The sequence below is a fragment of the Amycolatopsis sp. NBC_00345 genome, from assembly GCF_036116635.1.
Lineage (GTDB): Bacteria > Actinomycetota > Actinomycetes > Mycobacteriales > Pseudonocardiaceae > Amycolatopsis.
Window position 1 is genome coordinate 3,242,383 of record NZ_CP107995.1, and the last position, 25,154, is coordinate 3,267,536.

A 25,154-nucleotide genomic window follows, 5' to 3' on the forward strand; every position below is an offset into this window, starting at 1 on the left:
TTTTCCTTTCCCTGCTTCAGTTCTCGTCCAGTGTGGCCGCGCGGCGGATCAGTGCCTCCAGCGCGCGGAACCAGGTTTCGGCCAGGTCGTGGACCGCCTCCGGGGAGGTCACGGCCGCGGGCCATGACCAGTAGGCCGCCAGTGACGGGCCGGCCGGCTTGTCCTCCGTCAGCGCGTTGACGGTCAGCGCGTGCGAGACGCGCTTGCCCGGGTCCGCGCCGAGGTCCGCCGCGTCCGCCTCCGGCGCGTACGCCCAGTCCGCCGAGTCGGCGTGCCCGAACCGGCCCATGTAGTTGAACTCGATCTCCGGCCGCGGGAGCGCCGCCAGCTCGGGGCCGGTGACCGGGTTCAGGTGCCGCAGCAGGCCGAACCCGGTCCCGCCCACGGGTGGCGCGTCCAGCTCCGCCCGCACCCGCTCCAGCGCGGCCCCGGCCGCCGGGCCGCCGGCCAGCGCGTCGGCCACGTCGACGTCACCGAGGTCCAGGCACACCGGCACCACACTGGTGAACCAGCCGACGGTCTGGGCCAGGTCGGCCCCGCCCGCCAGCTCGTCCTCGCGGCCGTGGCCCTCGAGGTCGACCAGCGTCGCGGCGCCGACCGACCCGTCCCGGCGGCGGCGCCAGTCGGCGACCGCCAGCGCCAGGCCGGTGAGCAGGACGTCGTTCACCGTCGCCCGGAACGCCGCGGGCACGCGGCCCAGCAGCGGCCCGGTCAGCTCCGGCGGCAGGGTGAGCGAAAGACTGTCCAGAGTGGACTCGACGTCGCGGGCCGGGTCGAGCGGACGGTCCAGCGGCAACGGCACGCCGCTCGCCAGCACCGCGTGCCACCGGTCCAGCTCCGCCTCGCGCTCCGGCGAAGTCGCCCGCGCGGCCAGCTCCTCCGACCAGCGCCGGAACGACGTGTCCACGCCCGCCAGCGAAGCCTTCTGCCCCGCCGAAACCGCCTCCCACGCGGCCGCGAAGTCCGGCAGCAGCACCCGCCAGGAGACGCCGTCGATCACGAGGTGGTGGATCAGCACCAGCAGACGGCCGGCGCCGTCGCCCGCGTCGAACCACGTCGCGCGCAGCATCGCGCCGGCGTCCGGGTCGAGCCGCGCTCGCGTCGCCAGCGCCTCGGCCGCGATCACCGGCTCCAGATCCGCCACCCCTCGGACGTCCACTGTGGACACCCAGTCCGCGACGTCCACCGGCCCCGGCACCCGCAGCGCCCACCGGGCAGCGGACCGGTCCAGCCGCGCGCGCAGCATCGGGTGACGGTCGACGACAGCGCGGAGCACCGCCGTCAGCTGGTCGCCGGTCATGCCCGCGGGCGTCAGCAGCAGCGCCGCCTGGTGGTACCCGGCGATCGGGCCACCCAGCTCCCGCATCGCGTGCATGATCGGCGTGAGCCCGACCGTGCCCGTGCCGTCGTCGGAGACCGCCTGGGCGACCACCTCGGAAGCGGCCTCCGCGAGCCCGGCCACCGTGCGGTGCCGGAACACGTCACGCGGTGAAATCCGCAGCCCGGCGGTGCGGGCGCGGCTGACCAGCTGCATCGCGACGATGCTGTCCCCGCCCAGCGCGAAGAAGTCGTCGTCGACACCGAGGCCCGGCACGCCGAGGACGTCACCGAACATCGCGCACAGCGTCCGCTCCCGCTCGGTCGAAGGCGCGCGGCCGCCGACCAGCTCCGTGAAGTCCGGCGCGGGCAGCGCGGCCCGGTCGAGCTTCCCGTTCGCCAGCACCGGCAGGGTCTCCAGCACCACGAACGCGGCGGGCACGAGGTAGTCCGGCAGCGTCTCGGCCGCGTGCCGCCGCAGCTCGGCGGCGTCCACCCCGGCCGAGGGCACGACGTAGGCCACCAGCTGCTTGACGCGGTCCTCCCGCACCACGACCACGCTCTGCGCGACCGCCGGGTGCCGGTCCAGCGCGGCCTCGACCTCCGCGGGCTCAACCCGGAAGCCGCGGATCTTCGCCTGGTCGTCGGCGCGGCCGCCGAAGTCGAGCCGTCCGTCGGCCGTCCACCGCGCGAGGTCGCCGGTGCGGTACATCCGGGCGCCGGGCGGGCCGAACGGGTCGGCGACGAACCGCTCCGCCGTCAGCTCCGGCCGGCCGAGGTAACCCCGCGCCAGGCCGCCGCCGGCGAGGTACAGCTCACCCGTGACGCCCGGCGCGACCGGGCGCAGAGCCCCGTCCAGCACGTACGCGCGGGTGTTCGCGACCGGCCGGCCGACGAGCGGGCGCTCGCTGTCGCCGATCCGCGCCACCAGCGCGTCCACAGTGGACTCCGTGGGCCCGTAAAGGTTGAACGCCTCGGTGCCCGGCAACGCCGCGAGCCGCCGCCAGAGCGCGTCCGGCACCGCCTCGCCGCCGACGCCGACCACGGCGAGCGGGCAGCGGTCGCCGTGGTCGGCGTCCAGCAGCCCGGCGTCGGCCATCTGCGCGAAGAACGACGGCGTGACCTCGATGAAGTCGAACCCGTCGCGGCGGATCTGCCCGGCCAGCAGCTCCGGGTCCCGCCTCGCCTCGTCGTCCACGACGTGCACGGCGTGCCCGTCGAGCAGCCACAGCTGCGGCTGCCAGGACGCGTCGAAGGAGAACGACCAGGCGTGCCCCACCCGCAGGTGCTCGCGCCCGGTCCGTTCGACGGCCGGCCGGTAAAGCGTCTCGCGGTGGCTGTGGAACAGGTTCACCACGCTCGCGTGAGTCACCACCACGCCCTTCGGCGTGCCGGTTGACCCGGACGTGTAGATCACGTACGCCGGGTGACCGGGCCGCAGCGGCCGGAGCCGGTCGTGCTGGCCGAGGTCGGTGCCGGGCAGGTCGACGGCCAGCAGGTCCGGCAGCAGCACGGTGTCGGTGATCTCGGGCAGCGCGCCGGTCAGCTCCGGCACGGTGAGCAGGAGCCCGGGCTGGGCGTCGATGAGCATCGCGGCCAGCCGCTCGGCCGGGTAGTCGGGGTCCAGCGGCAGGTACGCGGCCCCGGCCTTGTGCACGGCCAGGATCGCCAGCAGCATGTCGGCCGAGCGCGGCAGCGCCAGCGCGACCAGGCTCTCCGGGCCGGCGTCCAGTTCCACCAGGGACCGCGCGAGCCGGTTGGCGCGCGCGTTCAGCTCGCGGTACGTCCACGACGCGCCGCCGACAACGGCCACGGCATCCGGTGTCCGGCGGACCTGGTCCTCGAACAGTCCCGCCACAGTGGACGGCGCGACGTCGAGTGCCGTGTCGTTCCAGTCGCGCAGGATCCGGTCCCGGTCGGGTGCCGGCAGCACCTCCACCGTCCCGGCCGGACGGTCTACATCGGACACCATCGCGGCCAGCAGCAGCTCCATCCCGGCGAGCAGCCGGGCGGGGACGTCCTCGGTGAACAGGTCGGCGCGGTACTCGGCGGTCAGCCGCAGCCGCTCCCCCGGCTCGACGGCCCAGGTCAGCGGGTAGTGCGTGGAGTCGCGGTGGTCGACGATCCCCGCGCGCAGGCCGTCACCGTCCGGCTCGTCCGCACCGGGGTAGCTCTCGAACACCATCAGCGTGTCGAACAGCTCGCCCAGCCCGGCCTCGCGCTGGATGTCGGCGAGCCCGACGTGCTGGTGCGGCAGCAGCGCGGACTGTTCCTCCTGCACCCGGTCCAGCAGCGCGCCAAGCGGTTCGGCCGGGTCGAACCGCACCCGCACGGGCACGGTGTTGATGAACAGGCCGAGCATCCGCTCCACGCCGGGCAGCTCCGGCGGCCGTCCGGCGACCGTCGCGCCGAACACCACGTCGGTGCGCCCGGTCTGCGCGGCGAGCAGCAGTCCCCACGCCGTCTGGACCAGTGTGTTCACCGTCAGCCCACGCTCGCGGGCGAACGCGGTGAGCGCGGCGGTCCCCTCGGCGGGAAGCTCCACAATGGCCTTGATAGGCAATGCCGGCGCACGGTCCGGGTCGACCGGGGCGAGGTGGGTCGGCTCGGCGAGACCGGCCAACGCCGTCCGCCACGCGCCCGTCGCCGTCTCACGATCCTGGTCGCGCAGCCAGCCGAGGTAGTCCCGGTACGGCAGCGCGGACGGCACCGCGCGGCCCGCATACAGCGCGGACAGTTCGGCCAGCAGCTGCGGCACGGACCAGCCGTCGAGCAGCAGGTGCTGGTGTGAAACGACCAGCCGGTGCCGGTCGTCGCCGAACCGCACCAGCAGGAACCGCAGCAGCGGCCCGGCCCCGACGTCGAATCGGCGCCGTTCGTGGGCCAGCTCGTCCTCAAGCGCCTCGCCGGTCGTTTCCCGCCATGGGGGTTCGGCCGAGCGGGCGACAAGCGCGACCAGGCGGCCGGAGCCGAGGTAGCGATAGCTGGTGCGCAGGTTCGGATGCCGCGCCAGCAACTCGCGCACAGCGTCGTGCAGCCGCGCCGGGTCGAGCGGGCCGGTGAAGTCGAAGCCGAACTGGACGGTGTAGACGTCCGGCCCCTCGGTGTCCACAGTGGCCAGGAACAGCAGGCCGGACTGCAGCGGGGTGAGCGGCCAGACCTCGGCCGCGTCGGGCGCCACCGAACGCAGCTCGGCGCGCTCGGCCTCGTCCAGCTCCAGCAGCGGCCGCCCGTCGCCGGTCGCCGGGGTGGCGAGCTGCGCCCCCGCGACCTCGGCGAGGCCGGTGACGGTGCGGTGCCGGAACACGTCCCGCGGGCTGAGCACCAGTCCGGCCGCGCGGGCGCGGGCCACCAGCTGCATCGCGACGATGCTGTCCCCGCCAAGGCGGAAGAAATCGTCGCGCACACCGACCTTCGGCAGGCCGAGCACCCCGGCCATCAGCCCGGCCAGGGTCGCCTCGGCGTCGGTGGCCGGGGTGTCGTCGGTGACCTCGAACTCCGGCGCGGGCAGCGCCCGGCGGTCCAGCTTGCCGCTCGGGCCGAGCGGCAGCCGCGCCAGCGGGACCACCGCCGCGGGCACCATGTGCTCCGGCAAGGTCCGCGCAACATGCGCCCGCAGCTCTTCGGCGTCCACGGTGCTATCGGCGGGCACTGTGCTATCAGCGGGCACCACGTAGGCGACCAACTGGCGTCCATCGTGGACGATCACCCGGGCCTGTGCGACCGCCGGGTGCGCGGCGAGCGCTGCGTCGATCTCACCCAGCTCCACCCGGAACCCGCGGATCTTGACCTGATCGTCGGCGCGGCCAAGGAACTCCAGCTCGCCGTCCACGGTCCAGCGCGCAAGGTCGCCCGTGCGGTACATCCGCTCACCGTCACCGAATGGGCTCGCGACGAACCGCTCGGCAGTCAGACCGGGCCGTGCAAGGTAACCCCGAGCCAGCTGGACACCGGACAGGTACAGCTCCCCCGTGACACCCGGCGGGACCGGGCGCAGGTGTGCGTCGAGCACGTGCGTGCCGGTATTCCACACCGGACGTCCGATCGGGACCCGTCCGGACGGCGCCACCCGGGCCGGCGCCGCCGTGACGTCAACCGACGCTTCCGTGGGGCCGTACAGGTTGTGCAGTTCGGCAGGCAGCACCGCACCGAACCTGGTCACCACTTCGGCAGGCAGCGCCTCACCACTGCACAGCACCCGGCGCAGGCCGGTACAGTCCGCGGCCTTCGGCTCGGCGAGCCAGACCTCCAGCATCGACGGGACGAAGTGGACAGTCGTCACGCCCGCGGTCCGGATCAGCTCCGCGAGATAAGCCGGGTCCTTGTGCCCCTCCGGCTTCGCCACCACCAGCGTCGCCCCGGTGATGAGCGGCCAGAAGAACTCCCACACCGAAACGTCAAAACTCGACGGCGTCTTCTGCAACACCCGGTCGTCGGCCGTCAAGCCGTACTCGTCCTGCATCCACAGCAGACGGTTGACGATGCCCTTCTGCGGCACAACAACACCCTTGGGGCGGCCAGTCGAGCCCGACGTGTAGATGACGTACGCCGGAGCCTCCGGCGAGACCCGGACACCAAGGTCCACATCGGAGTACCCACTCACATCGACCGGCGCGTCCAGCACCACGGCCGGAGCGGCGTCCGCGAGCATGAACTCCCGGCGCTCCACCGGATAGTCCGGATCCAGCGGCAAGTACGCCGCCCCCGCCTTGTGAATGGCGTACAACGCAACAATCAGATCGAGAGAACGCGGCAGCGACACCGCCACCACCGACTCCGGACCAGCCCCCTGTTCACGGAGCCACCGCGCGAGACGGTTAGCCCTCGCGTTCAGCTCCACATAGGACATAACGGTGTCCTCGAACACCACCGCCGGAGCGTCCGGCGTCCGCGCGACCTGAGCCTCGAACAACTCCGGCAACGTCACCCGCGGCACCTCATGCGCAGTGACGTTCCACAACGCCAGCCGCGAGGACTCCCCGTCACCCAGCACGTCCAGGGAACCGACCGTCGCGGCCGGATCGGCGGTGACCTGCTCCAGCACCCGCACGAGCCGACGGCCCAACGCCTCGGCCGTGCCGGGGTCGAACCGGTCGGCGCTGTACTCGATCGCGCCGGCGATGCCGCCGTCCGACTGCTCCAGGAACCCGAACTCGAGGTCGAACTTAGCCGCCGCGGACGTCACGTCCTCGCGGGTCACGGTGAGGCCCGGCAGGTCCGGGGTGCCGCCCGTCTGGGGCAGGTACACCACCATGACCTGGAACAACGGGTGCCGCGCCAGCGACCGTTCCGGGTCGGCCAGCTCGACCACGCGGTCGAACGGCAGGTCCTGGTGGTCGAACGCGGCGAGGTCGGCCGTGCGCACCCGGCGCAGCAGCTCGCCGAACGCCGGGTCGCCGGACAGGTCCGTGCGCAGCACCAGCGAGTTCACGAAGAAGCCGACCAGGTCGGCCAGCCGCTCGTCGGAGCGCCCGGACACCGGCGCGCCGAGCGGGATGTCCGTGCCCGCGCCGAGCCGGTGCAACAGCACGGCGACCGCAGCCTGGGTGAGCATGAACAAACTGACGTCGTGCCGCCGCGCGAGCGCCCGCAGGTCCGCCGCGAGCCCGGCGGGCACCGGGAACGTGACGGTGCCGCCGCGATGACTCGCTTCCGCCGGCCGCGGCCGGTCCGCGGGCAGCTCCAGCTCGTCCGGCAGCCCGGCCAGACTGTCACGCCAGAACGCGGCCTGTCGTCCCTCCACATCGGACAGCAGATCCTGGTGCCACAGCGCGTAGTCCGCGTACTGGACAGGCATCGGTGTCCACTTCGGATCATCACCGTCGAGCCGGGCGCGATAGGCCACCGCCAGATCGGCCAGCAGCGGGCCCTCCGACCATTCGTCGGTGACGACGTGGTGCAGCAGCACCAGCAGCACGTGCTCCTCGGCACCCAGCTCGTACAGGCGAACTCGGACGGGCGGCTCCGCACCGAGCTGGAACGGAATGTCCACTTCGGCCCGGATCCGCGCGTCGACGTCGTCCGTGCGTGCCACGGCGAAGTCCGCCGCGAAGTCGTCCAGGATTAGCTGCACGGGGACGCCGTCCTGCTCGGTGAACACCGTGCGCAGCACCTCGTGCCGCGCGACCACGTCGCCGAACGCGGCCGCCAACGCCTCGGTGTCGAGCGGGCCGGTCAGCCGCCAGACGTACGGGATCGAGTACGTCGTGGTCGGGCCCTCCAGCTGGTGCAGGAACCACAGCCGCTGCTGCGCGGCCGAAAGCGGCAGCACCTCCGGCCGTTCCCGCGACTCCAGCTCGGGCCGTGACGCGAGCCCGCCGAAGCGTTCGACGAGCCGGGCGACGGTCGGCGCCTCGAAGACGTCGCGCACGGTCACCTCGGCGCCCAGCACCGACCGGATCCGCGAGACGAGCCGCATCACCAGCAGCGAGTGACCGCCGAGGGCGAAGAAGTCGTCGTCGATCGACGGCGCGGGCACGTCGAGCAGGTCCGCGAACAACCCGGTCAGCGTGCGCTCGCGGTCGTCGCGGGCTGTGCGGCCGCCACCCGCGGCGAACTCCGGGTCCGGCAGCGCCGCGCGGTCCAGCTTGCCGCTGGGGCTGAGCGGCAGTGCGCCGAGCACCACGATCGCCGCGGGCACCATGTGCTCCGGCAGCCGCCGCGCGACCTGCGCCCGCAGCGCGTCCACGACGACGTCCACACCGGTCACGTACGCGATCAACCGGTCGTCCCGGGCGATCACCGCGGCGGTCCCGACGGCGCCGTCCACCGTCAGGGCCGCGGTCAGCGCCGCCTCGATCTCACCCAGCTCCACCCGGAACCCGCGCACCTTGACCTGATCGTCGGCGCGGCCAAGGAACTCCAGCACGCCGTCCACCGTCCAACGCGCAAGATCACCCGTGCGATACATCCGCTCACCGTCACCGAACGGGCTCGCCACGAACCGCTCAGCGGTCAGACCGGGTCGCGCGAGGTAACCCCGAGCCAGCTGAACACCCGACAGATACAGCTCACCGGAAACTCCCGGCGGCACCGGGCGCAAGTGCGCGTCCAGCACGTGCGTGCCGGTATTCCACACCGGACGTCCGATCGGGACGCCTGGGCCGGTGAACGGGCCGATAGCCGGGAACGCCGTGACGTCCACCGACGCCTCGGTCGGCCCGTAAAGGTTGTGCAGTCCGGCAGGCAGTACGTCCGCGAAACGCGACGCCAGCTCCGACGGCAGTGCCTCACCACTGCAGATCACCCGGCGCAGTCCGGTGCACCCGGCCGCGGCGGGCTCCTCCAGGAACAGCCGTAACATCGACGGGACGAAGTGGACGGTCGTCACGCCTGCCGTCCGGATCAGCTCCGCGAGATAAGCGGGATCCTTGTGCCCGTCCGGCGTCGCCACCACCAGCGTCGCCCCGGCGATCAACGGCCAAAAGAACTCCCACACCGAAACGTCAAAACTCGACGGCGTCTTCTGCAACACCCGATCATCGGCCGCCAAACCGTACTCGTCCTGCATCCACAACAGACGGTTGACGATGCCCGCATGCGGCACCACCACCCCCTTCGGACGCCCCGTCGAACCCGACGTATAGATCACGTACGCCGGATCCTCCGGCGACACCCGGACACCAAGGTCCACATCGGAGTACCCACTCACGTCCACCGGCGCATCCAGCACGACCGCCGGAGCCGCGTCCGCGAGCATGAACTCCCGGCGCTCCGCCGGATAGTCCGGGTCCAACGGCAGATACGCCGCACCCGCCTTGTGGATCGCATACAACGCCACAACGAGGTCGAGCGAACGTGGCAAGGAGACCGCCACCACCGACTCCGGACCAGCACCCCGCTCCCGCAGCCACCGCGCCAGCCGGTTCGCCCGCGCGTTCAGATCCGCATAGGACACAACGGTGTCCTCGAACACCACCGCCGCAGCATCCGGCGTCCGCGCAACCTGAGCCTCGAACAACTCCGGCAACGTCACCCGCGGCACCTCGTGCGCGGTGGCATTCCACGACGCCAGCCGCGTGGGCTCGTCGTCGCCGAGCACGTCCAAAGCGCCCACCCGGACCGCCGGATCAGCCGTGACCTGAGCCAGCACCGAGCCCAGCCGGGTCAGCAACCGCTGTGCGGTGTCCGCCGAGCACCGGTCCTCGGCGTACTCCAGCATCAGCGTCAGCGGGCCGGACGGGGCCTCGTCGACAAGCGTGAAGTGCAGGTCGAACTTCGCCGTCGCCTGGCCGGGGTCGAGCCATTCGGTGGGCAGGCCGAGCACGTCCGGGTCGCCGTCGGGCCGGTAGTGGTAGCCGACCATGACCTGGAACAGCGGGTTCCGGCCCGGCAGCCGCGGCGGGTTCAGCGCCTCGACCACACGCTCGAACGGCAGGTCCTGCTGGGAGAACGCCGTCAGGTCTGCGGTCTTCACGCGGTCGAGCAGTTCCCGGTAGGCCGGGTCGCCGGACACGTCGGTCCGCAGCACCAGCGTGTTCACGAAGAAGCCCACGAGGTCGTCCACCGCCGCGTCGGTGCGGCCCGCGATGGGCGCGCCGAGCGGGATGTCCTCTCCCGCGCCCATCCGGTTCAGCAGCGCCGCGACAGCCGACTGCAGCACCATGAACAGGCTCGCGCCGGCCGTTCCGGACAGCTCGCGCACAGCGGCCGTCAGCCCGTCCGGCAACGCGACGCGCACCTTGCCGCCGCGGCCGCTGGGCCGGGCGGGACGCGGGTGATCCAGCGGCAGCGGGACCTCGTCGGGCAGCCCGCGCAGGACCCCCGTCCAGTAGGCCAGCTGCTCGTCCCCCGCGGACGCGAGGAAGTCGCGTTGCCACAGCGTGTAATCCGCGTACTGCACGGGCAGCGGTGTCCACACGGGAGCCTCGCCGCCGAGCCGGGCGCGGTAGGCCGTGGCCAGGTCGTCCAGGAACGGCCGGTCCGACCACTCGTCCGTGACACCGTGGTGCAGCAGGATCGCGACCACGTGGTCGTCGGCCGCCACGCGCAGCACGTCGATGCGCACCGGCAGCTCACGGGTGAGGTCGAAGCGCCGTTCCGCGAGGCCCGCCACATCCGCCGTCGACCCATCAGTCACGGTGAACGGGATCTCCGGCGATGCCTGGATGTCCTGATACGCCGTGCCTTCGTGGTCGCCGATCACCGTGCGCAAGACCTCGTGACGCTGCAGCACGTCGCCGAACGCCGCCCGCAGCGCGTCGACATCGAGCGGCCCGCGCAGCCGCACGAACAGCGGGTACGTGTACGCCGCGGCAGTGGTACCCAGCTGGTCGAGCAGCCACATCCGCTGCTGCGCGAACGACAGCGGAATCCGCTCCGGCCGTTCGACCGGCACGACGGACGGCCGGGCCGGCGCACCGGTGCCCGCCCGCTCGGCCAGCAGGGCCGGGGTCGGTGCCTCGAACAGGTCCTTGATCGCCAGCTCGGCGTCCAGCTCGGTGCGGGCCCGGCTGATCAGGCGCGTGGCCAGCAGCGAGTGCCCGCCGAGGTCGAAGAAGCTGTCCTCGACCCCCACCCGGTCCAGGCCGAGCACCTCGGCGAAGAGCGCGCAGAGCGTCTCCTCCTCCGCGGTCTCCGCGTCCCGGCTCTCCCCCAGCGAGACGGCGGGCTCGGCGTCGGGCAGCGCGCGCACGTTCAGCTTGCCGTTATCGGTCAGCGGCAGGACGGCGAGCGTGACGAACGCGGCCGGGACCATGTAGTCCGGCAGCTGCCGCTTCAGCTCTTCGCGCAGCACCTGCACCAGCTCGCTACCGCCCCGCGCGGCCGTCGGGCTGTTCGCGAACCGCGTGAGGTCGGCGCCGGTGGCCGCGGGCACATACAGACCCGACACCGGCGCCGTTAAGGCCTCCTTACCCGCGTCGGACGCGGGTAAGGAGGCCTTAACGGCATGCGGCACGAAGACCGCGTCGAAAACCCCGTCCACCCCGCTCGACCACGTGGTGTGCACGCGGAAGCCGAGCCGTTCACCGAGCTGGTGCACGGCCTCGGGCTCGATCCCCTCGGCGCGGTCGTGGAACCGCCCCAGGACGTCGAGCAGCGGCACGTCCGAGTCGAGCGCGCGCATCGCGGCGAACTCCGCCGCGAGCCGCGCGTCCGGAATCCGGCTCACCCGCAGCGTCCCCGCGTCCCCGATGAGGCGCTGTTCCAGCTCGGCGAGCGAGCCCACCTCGTCCCAGAGCACCCGCGGCGCCTGCGCCACCGGCGCGACGTCCGCGGCGTCCTTGGTCAGGACGACGTCGTAGCGATACCGGCTCAGCTCGTTGTGCAGCACGGCCCGCTTCACCCGGACCAGCGCCTCGACCCCAGGCAGCTCGCGGGCGAGCGCGACGAAGTAGTCCGGGTCGAGCAGCAGTTCCTTCTCCAGCGCCGCACCGCGTTCGACGGCCCGGCGCACCTGGGCGACGTCGGACGTCGCGTCGGCGCGGGTCAGCTGGATCGCGGTGTGGAACGAGCGGGCCAGCCGCAGGTTCCGGACGTCGCCGACGAACAGCGAGCCGCCCGGCGCGAGCAGCTCGAGCGCCTGGCGCAGCACGCCGCTCAGGTAGTCGACACTCGGGAAGTACTGGATGACCGAGTTGATCACCACGGTGTCGAAGTGCTTGCGCGGCAGGCCGTCGAACACGTGCGCGGGCTGAGCCCGCAGCGTCACCTTGGCGGCCAGCGCCGGGTCCTGCGCCAGTTCGCGTGTCAGCTTGCCGATCACCGGCGCGGCGAGATCGGTGCCCCAGTACTCCTCGGCGGCGGGCGCGAGCTGCCCCATCAGCAGCCCGGTGCCGACGCCGATCTCCAGGATCCGCCGCGGCGCCAGCTCGCCGATCCGCGCGACGGTCGCCGAACGCCACTCCCGCATGTGCTCCAGCGGGATCGGCTCGCCGTCGTAGCTGGAGTCCCAGCCGGCGAAGTCCTCAGTGAACAGCGCGGTCGGGATCTCGGTGTACTCGTCGGAGTAGATCTGCTCCCACTCGCCGACCTGGTCGGCTTCGGCCGCGTCCCGCGCGTCACCGCTCAGCTCGGCGGGCACGACGTAGCCGACGAGCCGCTGCAGCCCGGGCGCCGACGGGTCCGGCCGCGCGATCACCGCGGCCTGCGCGACCTGCGGGTGCCGGCTCAGCGCCGTTTCGATCTCACCCAGTTCCACACGGTAGCCCCGGATCTTGACCTGGTCGTCGGTCCGGCCGAGGAAGTCCAGGTTGCCATCCGGGCGGCGGCGCACCAGGTCGCCGGTGCGGTACATCCGCGAGCCGGGGGCGCCGAACGGGTCGGCCACGAACCGCTCCGCGCTCAGGCCCGGCCGGCCGAGGTAACCGCGGGCCAGCCCGGTCCCGGCGATGTACAGCTCACCGGGCACGCCGTCGGGCACCGGCCGCAGCCAATCGTCCACAATGTACGCGCGGGTGTTCCAGATCGGCCTCCCGACGGTCGGCGCCGCGCTGTCGGTGGTGCCGCCGCCGAGGGTGTTGATCGTGTACTCGGTGGGGCCATAGAGGTTGTAGCCGTACGTGCCGTCGGTGTCGCGCAGGCGGTGCCACACGGACTCGGACACCGCCTCACCGCCCAGCAGCACCAACGCGGGCCGATGACTGCCAGCCCCCTGGTCGAGCAGCCCCTCCTCGATCAGCAGGTGCGCGTACGTCGGCGTCACGTTGACCACGTCGACCTGCTGACGGTCGCAGTACTCGACCAGCGCGCGGGCGTCGCGGCGCAGCTCTTCGTCACAGACGTGCACTTCGTGGCCCTCGACCAGCCACAGCAGCTCTTCCCAGGACATGTCGAAGGCGAACGACACGGTGTGCGCGATCCGCAGCCGCCGCCCGCCGGCCGACGCGATCGCCGGGCCGAAAATCGCCTCCTGGTGGTTGAGCTGCATGTTCGTCAGGCCGCGGTACGGCGTGACCACACCCTTGGGCTTACCCGTGGAGCCAGACGTGTAGATCACGTACGCCGGGTGCTCCAGCCGTCCCGCGCGGTCGCGGGCGAACAGCGGGCGCTCGGCATCAGACGGCTCCACACTGGACATGGCGGCCAGCTCGGCCCGCGTCTCGCCGGTGTCTACCAGCACCCGCGGCAGGTCCGAGGGCAGTGAACCGGCGACCGCCGTGGTCGTGACGAGGCAGAGCGGGCCGGCGTCGTCGAGCATCATCGCGAGCCGGTCGGCCGGGTAGTCCAGCTCCAGCGGCAGGTACGCCGCGCCGGTGCGCAGCACCGCGAACAGCGCCACGACCATGTCGATCGACCGCGGCAGGCCGAGCGCGATTACCTGCTCCGGCTCGGCGCCGCGCGAAAGCAGCAGCCGCGCCATCCGGTTGATGCGCGCGTCCAGCTCCGCGTAGGTGAGGCGTTGCTCGCCAAAAACGAGCGCGGTCGCGTCCGGCGTCGCCGCGGCCTGCGTCGCGAGCAGATCGGCGATCGTGTCCTCGACCATCGGGTGCTCGCTCGCCGACCAGACCTCCGCCAGCTCCGCGCGACGCTCGGGCGACAGCGTCTCCAACGCGCCCACGGGTGCCGAGAAATCGCCGACCAGCTGTTCGACCAGCGAGGTGAACCGGCCCAGCAGCTCACCGGCCGTGGCCGCGTCGACGATGTCGTCGCGATAGGACAGGGTGACGCGCATCGAGCTGCCCGGCGTGACCACGAGCGTCAGCGGGTAGTGCGTGGCGTCCACATTGACCAGTCCGGTGATGCCGTGGCGGTGCTCCAGGCCGGCGGTCCGCTCGTCCCCGTCGTTGCCGCGCAGCACGAACAGCGTGTCGAACAGGACGCGGTGCCCGGACTCGCGCTGGAGCACGCCGAGGCTCATGAACTCGTACGGCGTCAGGTCCATCCGCTCGGACTGGACGCGCCGCAGCAGGTCCAGCACCGGCTCGTCCGGCACCAGCCGAACGCGGGTGGGCACGGTGTTGAGGAACAGCCCGATCGTCGTCTCGATGTCCGGCACCGCGGCCGGGCGGCCCGCGACGGCGGCGCCGAACACCACGTCCTGGCGTCCGACCACAGTGGACAGCACGAGCGCCCACGCGGCGTTCAGCACGGAGTTCACGGTCAGCCCGTGCCGCCGCGCCTCCTCACGCACCCGGCCGGTCAGCTCCGGCGAAAGGTGCGCGTCGAGGTTGACCGGCGTGACCGGCTCGAGGCCGCGGGTGTCCGGGCCGATCAGCGTCGGCTCGGCGAGCCCGGCCAGCGCCGCACGCCAGGCGGCGGCCGCCACCTCGGTGTCCTGTCCGGACAGCCACTCCAGATAGTCCGCATAGGACCCCGAAGACCGCAGTCCGCGATCGTCGCCACCCAGCTCGTACAGAGCGAACAGCTGCTCGATGAACAGCCACGCCGACCAGCCGTCCCACAGCAGCAGGTGCCGATTCAGCACCACGCGATCGCGCCGTTCGCCCAGGCGCACCAGCGTGATCCGGAACAGCGGCGGCGACGCCAGGTCGTGCCGGGCCGCCCGGTCCTCGGCCATCAGCTCGGCCAGCTTCGCTTCACGGTCCTCTTCGGACAGTTCACGCAGGTCGATCTCGGTGACCGGCGGAGTCGGCCCCGCGGCGACGAACTGGACCGGGCCGCGCAGGCCCTCGCTGGTGAAGCCGGCCCCGAGGCTCGGCGTCCGCCGGACCAGGGCCGCGCAGGCCGCGCGCAGCCGGTCGGCGTCCAGGTGCCGGTCGAGGTCGATCGCCTCCTGGATGGTGTAGATGTCCACTCGCGACTGGTCGTAGCTGGAGTGGAAGAACAGGCCTTCCTGCAACGGCGAGAGCGGCCAGATGTCGGCGAGCGGCAGCGGGCTCAGCCGTTCCACCTGCTCGATCTCGTCCTGGGCCAGCTCGATCAGCTTCAGGTCCGAAGTGGTCAGCCCGGAGGCCGACGGGACGGCCCCGGCCAGCGTCTCCAACCCGGCCTGCCACGCGCTCGCCAGCTCGGTGCCGCGCCCGGCGAACGTGGCGACCAGGCGCGGTCCCTCGTCGGTCTCCTCGCAGGTGACGCCGATGCGCAGCGGGTGAGCCCCAGCGGGCGCACCCGGCCCCTCGGCGAACGTCCACGCGGAAGTTCCGGCCGGGGTCCGGCCCGCATACCGCAGTAGCACGCCGGGCGTCGCCAGCTGGGCGAACAGCGGCGCGGCCTGCGGGTTCAGGTACCGCAGCAGGCCGTAACCCGCCGCGTCCGGCGCCGCGCGGACCAGCTCCTTGACCTGCTTGAGCACGTCGAGTGGCGCGCCGGTGCCGGACAGCCGCACCGGCCGTACGGCGTGCAGCGCACCGATGGCGACGGGCCCAGTCGCGGGCCGCTCCTGGACGTCGACGATCAGCTCGCCGCCCGCGATCGCCAGCGCGGCCAGCAGCACGTCGGTGACCTCGCCGTGGACCGCGGCCGGGAGCCGGTCGACCAGTACCCGTGTGTCCTCAATGGACAGCGTCACGGTGCGCTCAGCGGTCTCACCGCCCGCGACCGTGTCGGCGCCGGGGGCGAGCAAGGAAGCCCAATGCGCCAGACTCGCCAGCAGCTCCGGGCTCTGCGCGCCCTCAGTGACCTGCCGCGCGTGCGTGCGCAGCGACGTCTCGACGACACCGAACACCGGGCGTCGCCCAGCCTGCACGGCAGTCCACGCCGTCGCGAGATCCGCGGCCAGCGTGTGCCACGAAGGCGCGTCGACGAGCAGCGGGTGCGCGACCAGCAGCAGCCGTTCCTTGTCCTCGAACCACACAGCCTGCAGCAGGACGCCGGAATCCGGGTCGAGCCGGGAAACGGCAGCGGCGAGTTCGTCGGTCCCCTCGGCGCGGCGCAGTACGTCGGCCGCCGCCAGTGTGCCGGGCGGCCGCGTTTCCAACGACCACAACAGATCCGGCAGCCCTGGCACCGACGCGACTCGGCTTCGCTTCAGCCGCAGCCCATCATGGTGGTCCAGGACGGCCTGCAGTGCGGCGGCCAGCGCCTCGACGTCGGCGCCCGCGGGCGTCCGCACCAGCACGGACTCGGCCGTTACGGCGTCGCCCAGCTCGCGCAGGCGATGCACTTCGGGCAGCAGCGGCACGTCGCCGACCCCGTCCGGGTCCGCCTCCGGCCCTCCGGTGAGCACCGGTTCGCCGCCGAGCGCGGCCAGCGCCGCGGGCGTCCGGTGCGTGAAGACGTCCTTCGGGCTCAGCTCGAACCCGGCGCGCCGCGCGCGGCTGGACACGCTGATCGACGAGATGCTGTCGCCGCCCAGCAGGAAGAAGTCGCCCTCGGCGCCGACCTCGGCGAGGCCGAGCACGTCGGCGAAGATCGCGGCGAGCGCGCGTTCCCGGTCGTCACCCGGCGTCGCCGCGGAGTCTAATGTGGACGATGTGGACGGCTCCGGCCGGGCGGGCGCGGGCAGCGCGCGAGTGTCCAGCTTGCCGCTCGGGCTCAGCGGGAACTCCTCCAGCACCACCAGCGAGTTCGGCACCGTCGGCGCCGGAAGGGCCTCGGCCAGCGCGGCCCGCAGGGTGCCGACGTCCGCGATGCCCGCCGCGTAGCCGACCAGCGCACCGTCGCGCACCAGCACCGCGGCGGCCGTGACGCCCGGTTGCGCGGCCAGCACGGCCTCGATCTCCCCCAGCTCGATCCGGTTGCCGCGGATCTTGACCTGACGGTCGGTGCGGCCGAGGTACTCGACCTCCCCGTCCGCGCGCCGGCGCACCAAGTCGCCGGTGCGGTACATCCGCGCGCCCGGCTCGCCGAACGGATCGGCGACGAACCGTTCGGCCGTCAGCCCCCGCTGCCCGTGGTACCCCCGCGCCAGCTGCACGCCCGCGAGGTACAGCTCACCCGCGACCCCGTCCGGCACCGGCCGCAAACAGGTGTCCAGCACGTGCAGCCGGGTGTTCCACACCGGACGTCCGATGGGGACAGTCCGATCCGGACCACCGCGGAAGGCGAAGGAGGACACGTCGACGGCGGCTTCGGTGGGGCCGTACAGGTTGTGCAACGGCACGCCGGTCAGCGCGCGCCACCGGGCCGCGACGTCACCGGGCAGGCCCTCGCCGCTGGCGAACACGCGGCGCAGGCTTTCCGCCCACCGCGGGTCTTCGGTGACCTCGTCCACGGAGAGGAACGCGCTGAGCATCGACGGGACGAAGTGCAGGGTGGTGATCCGCTGCTCCCGGATCACCTGCGCGAGGTAGGCCGGGTCGCGGTGCCCGTCCGGGCGCGCGAAGACCACCGTCGCGCCCTCGGTCAGGGCCCAGAAGAACTCCCACACCGACACGTCGAAGCTCGACGGCGTCTTCTGCAGCACGCGGTCGCCGCCGTCGAGCCGGTACTCGTGCTGCATCCACGCCAGCCGGTTAACGATCGCGCGGTGGCTGACCAGCACGCCCTTCGGACGGCCGGTCGAGCCGGAGGTGTAGATCAGGTACGCCGCGTCGTCCGGCCGGGCGGCCGCACCGGGCGTCTCCGCGACGTCCGGACCGTCGACCGGCACCCGCACCGGTCCCGGCGGGAGCCGCGTATCCGGCCCGGTCACGACCAGCCCGGCGCCGGACGCGGTGAGCATGTACTCCAGCCGCTCGGCCGGGTAGTCGAGGTCGAGCGGCAGGTACGCTGCCCCCGACTTCAGCACGCCGAGCAGCGCGACCATCAGCTCGATCGACCGCGGCACGGCGACGGCCACGACCGCACCGGGCCGGGCGCCCTGGGCCCGCAGCCGCCGCGCGAGCGCCTCGGCCCGCGCGTCAAGCTCCACATAGGACAAAGACTCGTCCTCGAACACGACAGCGGCGGCGTCCGGCGTCTTCACCACCTGCTCGGCGAGCGCGACAGCCAGCGTCCGCTCCGGCACGGCGACGGCGGTGGCGTTCACCTCGCCGAGGCGTTCCAGCTCCGCGGGCGAGACGAGGTCCACTTGGGACAGCCGACCGTCCGGCGCCGCCGCGAACGCGTCCAGCACCCGCACGAACCGCTCGGCCAGCTGCTCGGCCGTCCGCGCGTCGACCCGGGCGGCGTCGAACTTGAGGCTGAACTCCAGCGCGTCCCCCGGCGTTGCGATCAGCGCCACCGGGTAGTGCACCGCGTCGACAACCTCGACACCGGTGACCCGCAGTCCCCCGGCGCCCTCGTTCTCCCGCGGGTAGTTCTCGATCACCACGAGGGTGTCGAACAGCTCATCGGTGCTGGACAAATCGGGCCCGGCGCCCGCAAGCCGCTGCAGTTCGGCGAGCCCGAGATGCTGATGGTCCAGCAACGCGGCCTGCTCGTCCTGCAGCCGCCGCAGCAGCCCGGCGACGGTGTCGCCACCGGACCAGCGCACGCGCACCGGCAGGGTGTTGATGTAGAGCCCGACCGCGTCCTCGATGCCGGGGACGCCGGGGTCGCGGCCGGACACGGTGCTGCCGAACAGCAGGTCGCCGCGGCCGGTGAGCCGCCCGAGCAGCAGGCCCCACGCGCCGTGCAGCACGGTGCCCAGCGTCAGCCCGTGCTCCCGCGCGACGGCCCGCACGCGCGCCGTCGCCGCCTCGTCCATCGCGAAGTGCACCTTCGACGGCCGGCGCTCCTCGATCCCCGCCGGCTTCTCGACCAGGCGGGTCGGCTCGCCGAGGTCCGCCAGCGCGTTCCGCCAGGCCTGCCGGGCCGCGTCGGCGTCGCGCCCGGCGAGGCGGCGCAGGTGGGCCGAACGCGGGCTCGGCTCCGGGGCCACCGGTTCGGCCGAGCCGTAACGCGCCAGGATCTCCCGCACCATCACCACCACGGACCAGCCGTCGGCGACGATGTGGTGGAACGTCAGGGCCAGCCGGTTCCGGGTCCCGCGCACGAGCGTGGCCCGCAGCAGGGGCGGCCGGTCGAGCGCGAACCGCCGGGTGCGGTCGGCCTCCAGCGCGTCCGCCGCGTCAGGGGCGTCGACCTCACGCCACGGCAGTTCGGCGCGCGACGCGACGACCTGGACCACCCGGCCGTCGTCGAGCTGGCGGAAGCCGGAGCGCAGCGAGCTGTGCCGGTCCAGCAGGTCCTGCACCGAGCGGCGCAGCTTCGCCGGGTCCAGCGGACCGTCGAGGTCGAAGATCTCCTGGACGGTGTAGACGTCGTCGTCCTCGTACGCGGCGTGGAAAAAGAAGCCCTGCTGCAACGGCGTCACCGGCAGCACTTCGGCGTACGGCGCGAGGGCGGCGGAGTCCGCTTCGGACAGTTCCAGCAGCGGCACGCCGGAATCGTCCACAGTGGTCACTTCACCGGCGCAGGCGGCGAGCGCCTCGGCGGTGCGGTGCTGGAAGACCTGCCGCGGCGTGATCGCGAGGCCGTGTTCGGCGGCGCCGAGCACCAGCCGGATCGAGGAGATGCTGTCGCCGCCGAGGGTGAAGAAGTCGTCGTCGGCGCCGACCGTGGGCACGCCGAGCACGTCGGCGAGGACACCGCACAACACGACCTCACGCCGCGTGCGGGGTGCGCGGCCCTTCGCGAGCGCGCCGAAGTCCGGCATCGGCAGCGCGGTACGGTCGAGCTTGCCGTTGGTCATCACCGGCAACTGGTCCATCGCCACGAAGGCGGACGGCACCATATAGTGCGGCAGTGCCTCCTCCACGAGGCCGCGCAGCTCCTTCATCAGCGACGCCGGATCACGGTAGACCACCGGCACGTTCGCGAGTGGACTGTCCACATCGGAGAGAAAGTCCGCCACCGGCTCGTCACGGGACAGCACGAGGTCGAACGCCGTCGCCGCCTCTCCCGACCAGGTGGCGGCGGCGCGGTAGCCCGCCGCGCCGGCCAGCTCGGCCAGCACGTCCGGGTCCATTGCCGCCCCCGGCACGTCCGTGACTTCACCGCCCAGCGCGCGCAACGCGGTCAGGTCGGGGATCAGCCGCTCGTTCGGGATCGCCGTCACACGCAGGGTTTCCGGCGTGCCGGTGCGGAGGTGCCCGGCGAACGCGCGGGCCGAACCCAGCTCGGTCCATGCCACAGAAGCGGGTCGCCCGGCCGCCGTCGCGCTCGTACGCAGGACCACGTCGTAGCGGTAACGGCTCAGCTCGTTCGCGTAACCCGCCCGCTTGAGCCGGATGTCCACCTCGGCGATGCCGGGGATCACCTCCGGCAGCGCCGCGAAGAAGCGCGGGTCCAGCAGCAGCTCGTCCTCCCGCGCGACGGCCGTGTCCACCGCCGCCAGCGACGCGTCACCCGACGCGGACTCGACGCCCGCGCGCAGCACCCGCAGCAGCCCGAGGTTCCGCACGTCGCCGACGAACACCGTGCCGCCGGGCGCGAGCAGGCCGATCGCCTGCCGCAGCACGTCGACGAGGTACTCGGTGCCCGGGAAGTACTGGACGACCGAGTTGACCACCACGGTGTCAAAACCCCCGGTGCCGAACACACTGGGCAGCCCGGCCAGCTCGTGCGCCGGCCGGGCGGACAGATGCACCTTCCCGGCCAGCGCGGGCCGCTCGGCGACCCGCGCCGAGAGCAGGCCCACCACCTCCTCGGACAGGTCAAGGCCCCAGTACTCCTCGGTTTCCGGCGCCAGCTTCGACATCAGCAGCCCGCTGCCGACGCCGATCTCCAGCACCCGGCGCGGCGCCTGTCCCCGGCTTCCCAGCGCCCGGATCGCGTCGACAGTGGCGGTCCGCCACGCGCGCATCTCCTCCAGCGGCAGCGGACGGCCGTCGTAGCTGGAGTTCCAGCCGGTGAAGCCCTCGTCGAACGGGTCGCGGTCGGCGACCGAGTAGAGCAGCTCGTGCACGTCCTTCCAGCGGCCGACCTGCGCGGCCTCGCGACCGGTGTCCCGACTGGCCTCGGCCCCCGGGCCTGCGGCTTCGGGCACCACGTACGCGACCAGCCGCCGATCCCCCTGCTTCACCTCGCGCGGCACCACGGCCACCCGCGAAACGGCGTGGTGCGCGGCGATGACCGACTCGACCTCACCCGGCTCGATCCGGAAGCCGCGGATCTTCACCTGGTGGTCGGCACGGCCGAGGAAGTCCAGGTTCCCGTCGGCCCGCCAGCGCACCCGGTCACCGGTGCGGTACATGCGTTCGCCCGGCCCGGCGAACGGGTCGGCGACGAACCGCTCCGCCGTCAGCCCGGCCCGCCCGACATACCCGCGCGCCAGCCCGCGCCCGCCGACGTACAGCTCGCCCTCGACGCCGGCGGGCACCGGGTTGAGCGCGGTGTCCAGCACGTAACAGCGGGTGTTGGGGTCGGGCCGGCCGATCGGGATCGGCCCGGTCCAGCCGGGCTCGGCCGCCCAGAGCGTGGAGTTGACGGTCGCCTCGGTGAGGCCGTACGCCGCGACGACGCGCAGGTCCTCCGCCCAGCGCGCGATCAGCTCCGGCGGCACGGTCTCGGTGCCGACGATCAGCACGGCGCCCTTCGGCAGCTCGCACTCCGGCGGCAGCGCGGCGACCAGCGACGGCGGCAGGATCATGTGCGTCGCGGCGTTCGCGGTGATGTACCCGGTCAGCTCGACGCCGGCGACGCGGCGGTGCGCGGGCACCACGATCACGCGCCCGCCCACGCACAGCGACATGACCAGGTCCCACACCGTCACGTCGAACCCGACGGAGGCGAACTGCACCACGCGGCTGTCGGCGGTGATGCCGATCCGCTCGGTCGCCGTCGCGATCAGGCTGCCGACGCCGTCGTGGGACAGCACCACGCCCTTCGGCTGGCCGGTGGAGCCCGAGGTGTAGATCACGTACGCGGCGCGGTCCAGCCGCAGCTCGCTGGCGTCCACAGTGGACTCGTCTAGTGTAGACAGCTCCGCCCGAACGTCCGGATCGTCGAGCAGCACGTGCCCGACTGCGTCCAAATCCGGCAGCTGCCCGGATAGCTCCACAGTGGACATAACAGCGCGCGCACCGGCGTCGGAAAGCATGTATGCCAGCCGGTCTTCGGGGTGGTCGAGGTCCAGCGGCAAGTACGCCGCACCGGCCTTCATCACGCCGAGCAACGCCACGACCAGATCGATCGAACGCGGCAGCGCGACCCCGACCACGTCCTCAGCCCCGACCCCGCGGGCGGCGAGCAGCCGCGCCAGGCGGTTCGCGGCCGCGTCCAGCTCCGCGTAGGTGAGCTGCTCGTCCTCGCACACGGCGGCGACGGCTTCGGGCCGCTGCGCCACCACCCGGTCGAACGCCGCGGGCCAGGACAGCTCGGGCGAATCAGCGGGCGAAGTGCCGAATTCGACGAGCACGCGCTCGCGTTCGGCCGCGGTGAGCAGGTCGATCGAGGCGATCGGCCGGTCGGGCTGCGCCGCCAGCGCGTCGAGGACCGCGGTCAGCCGGCCTTCGTGCTCGGCCAGCGCATCGACGGTGCCCGGCCCGGCCAGCTCGATCCGCAGCGGCCCGCCCGCGCCGGCGTCGTGCGCCGTGATGGCGAGGTCGGTGACCGGGCCCAGCGCGAGGCTGCGCACGGACGCCGTCGCGCCGCCGAACGTCAGCGGCGCGTCCGGCAGGAAGTTCAGGCTCAGCCCGGTCAGCTCCAGCACACCGCCGGGCAGTCCCAGCTCGCGCGCGAGGTCTTCGCCCCGGTAACGCCCGTGCTCCAGCAGCTCCGCGACGGTGGCCGTCACCGAGGCCAGCAGCTCCGCCGGGGTGGTCTCCGGCCGCACGGCCAGCCGCAGCGGCAGCACGTTCGACACCATGGCGGGCCGGTCCCGCAGCACAGCCTCGGGCCGCGCGGCCACAGGCAGGCCGAACACCAGATCCTCGGCCCCGGTCACGCGGTGCGCGTACGCCGCGACGGCCGCGAGCGCCACGCGTGAGAGCCGGGTCCCGTGGTTGCCCGCGAACTTGCGCAGTCCGTCGGCCCGCGCGGACGAGAGGGTGAACGAGTGCCGGGCCACGGCGCCGTCGCCGGACAGCAGCCGGACGGGGTCCGGGCGTCCGGCCAGTTTCTCCCGCCAGTACGCCTGATCCGCCTCGTACTGCGCCGATTCCCGGTACGCCGCCTCAGCGGCGAGGACCGGCGCCGTCGACCAGTCCACAGTGGATTTTTCGCCGCCGTAGACCGCGGCGGCGCGGCGGGTGAGCGCCGCCTGGCCGTGCGCGTCGATGACCAGGTGGTGGTACCGCTGCGACCAGAGCACCCGCTCCGGGCCCAGCACCAGCAGCGCGTGCGCGGTGAGCGGGCCCCGGGCGAGGTCCGGGACCCCGGCCAGCCCGGCGCGCATCCATTCGTGCGCCGCGTGGTCGGGGTCCGGCTCGCTCGAAAAGTCCACCACCGGGACCTCGGCCGCGACGGCAGCCGGATACAGCCGGGGCACCCCGGTCCGGTCGACATCCGCCGTCACGTGCAGGCCCTCGGCCTCGCCGAGCACCTGGCGCACGGCGGCGCCGAGTCGCGTGAGGTCGACCGCGCCGGTCACCTCGGCGTACCAGCCGATCTGATACGACGGGTCCGCCGGCGCGATCCGCTGGGCGAAGAAGACCCCGGCCTGCGCCGCGGTCAGGGGGGAACCGGGCACGACGCCGGTCATCTGCGAGCCTCCACCGTTCACTGAAGCTGGTCACCTGGGCACCAGGCTCGTGAGTGTTGATGCCGGTTAGAACCGTCATCAACACTCACGAGTCAGCGGGTGCCGCTCACCGCGTACTCGGGCCGGTCGGCCACCGCCGCCCGGCGGTCCACAATGGACGCCAGGATCTCGCCGACGCGCACGGCCGTGTTCGACAGCAGCGAAGACGTGATGCCGTGCGTGTGCTCAGTACCGCCCTGCAGGTACAGCCCGCCGCGCACGGTGGCGTCGGTGGTGATCCGGTAGTCGCGCTCGACGCGCAGCCGGCCCTCGCCGTCGCGCAGGCAGCCGGCAGCCAGGTCGCCGAGCAGCGGCGTCGGGTCGGCGGGCAGGTAACCCGTGGCGTACACGACGGCGTCGGCGTCCAGCTCCGTGCGCTCGCCCGTGGTCAGCGACTCGACCGTCGCGCGCACGTGCGTGCCGTGGTCGGTCACCTCCACCGGACGCGAGACGTTGAGCAGCCGCAGCCGTTCGACGCCCAGCACCTTTTCGCGGTAGACGCGCCGGTACAGCTCGTCGATCAGGTCGAGGTCGACCGCGGAGTAGTTGGTCGCGCCGTGGTAGCGCATCAGGCGCTCCTTGACCGGCTCGCTCGCCGCGTAGAACTGGTCCACCGCCTCGGGATCGAAGATCCGGTTGGCGAACGAGCTGTCGTCGGCCGGGCTGTAGCCGTAACGCGAGAAGACCGCGCACACCTCGGCGCGCGGGAACTGGTCGTGCAGCAGCGCCGCGACCTCGGCCGCGCTCTGCCCGGCGCCGACCACCACGAACCGGCGGGGGTCGGCCTCGCGCAGGCCTTCGACACGGTGCAGCAGCCCGCTGTTGTGCCAGATCCGCTCACCCGCGGTGATCCCCGCGGGCAGGTTCGGCCGCAGGCCGGTGCCCAGCACCAGGTTCCGCGCGCGCAGCTCCGTCGTCTCGCCGCCGGAGCGGGCGACCACGTCGAAGTACACGACCTCGTCGCCGTCGAGCACCGGCTTCACCGACAGCACCTCGGTGCCGTAGGAGACCAGGTCGTCCACCTTCGCCGCGGCCCACTCGAAGTAGTCGTGGAACTCGATGCGCAGCGGGAACAGGTTCTTGTGGTTGATGAAGTCGACCAGCCTGCCCTTGGCGTGCAGGTAGTTCAGGAAGCTGAACTCACTGGTCGGGTTGCGCATCGTCGCCAGGTCCTTGAGGAAGGAGACCTGCATAGTCGCGTTGTCGATCAACATCCCGCGGTGCCAGCCGAAACCCGCCTGCCGCTCCAGGAAGTGCGCGGTCACCGTGTCCGCGCCACTCGCGTTGTGCTCGGTCAGGGCGATCGCGAGGGCCAGGTTCGACGGGCCGAAGCCCACCCCGACCACGTCGTAAACCGGCACCTGGCCACCGACCACTGCTCGTGACATGA

General features: G+C 72.7%; 2 protein-coding genes. Both read right to left on the reverse strand.

Translation table 11 applies throughout. The features are described 5' to 3' along the window. Nucleotides 1–16: 16 nt before the first annotated feature. A complete protein-coding gene (locus OG943_RS14125; RefSeq protein ID WP_328610210.1) occupies nucleotides 17–23,725 on the reverse strand; it encodes a non-ribosomal peptide synthase/polyketide synthase in 23,709 nt (7,902 codons plus the stop codon). 92 nt (nucleotides 23,726–23,817) lie between these two features. After that, entirely contained in the window at nucleotides 23,818–25,152 is a 1,335-nt protein-coding gene (locus OG943_RS14130) for a lysine N(6)-hydroxylase/L-ornithine N(5)-oxygenase family protein (RefSeq protein ID WP_328610211.1), read from the reverse strand. Nucleotides 25,153–25,154: the final 2 nt, after the last annotated feature.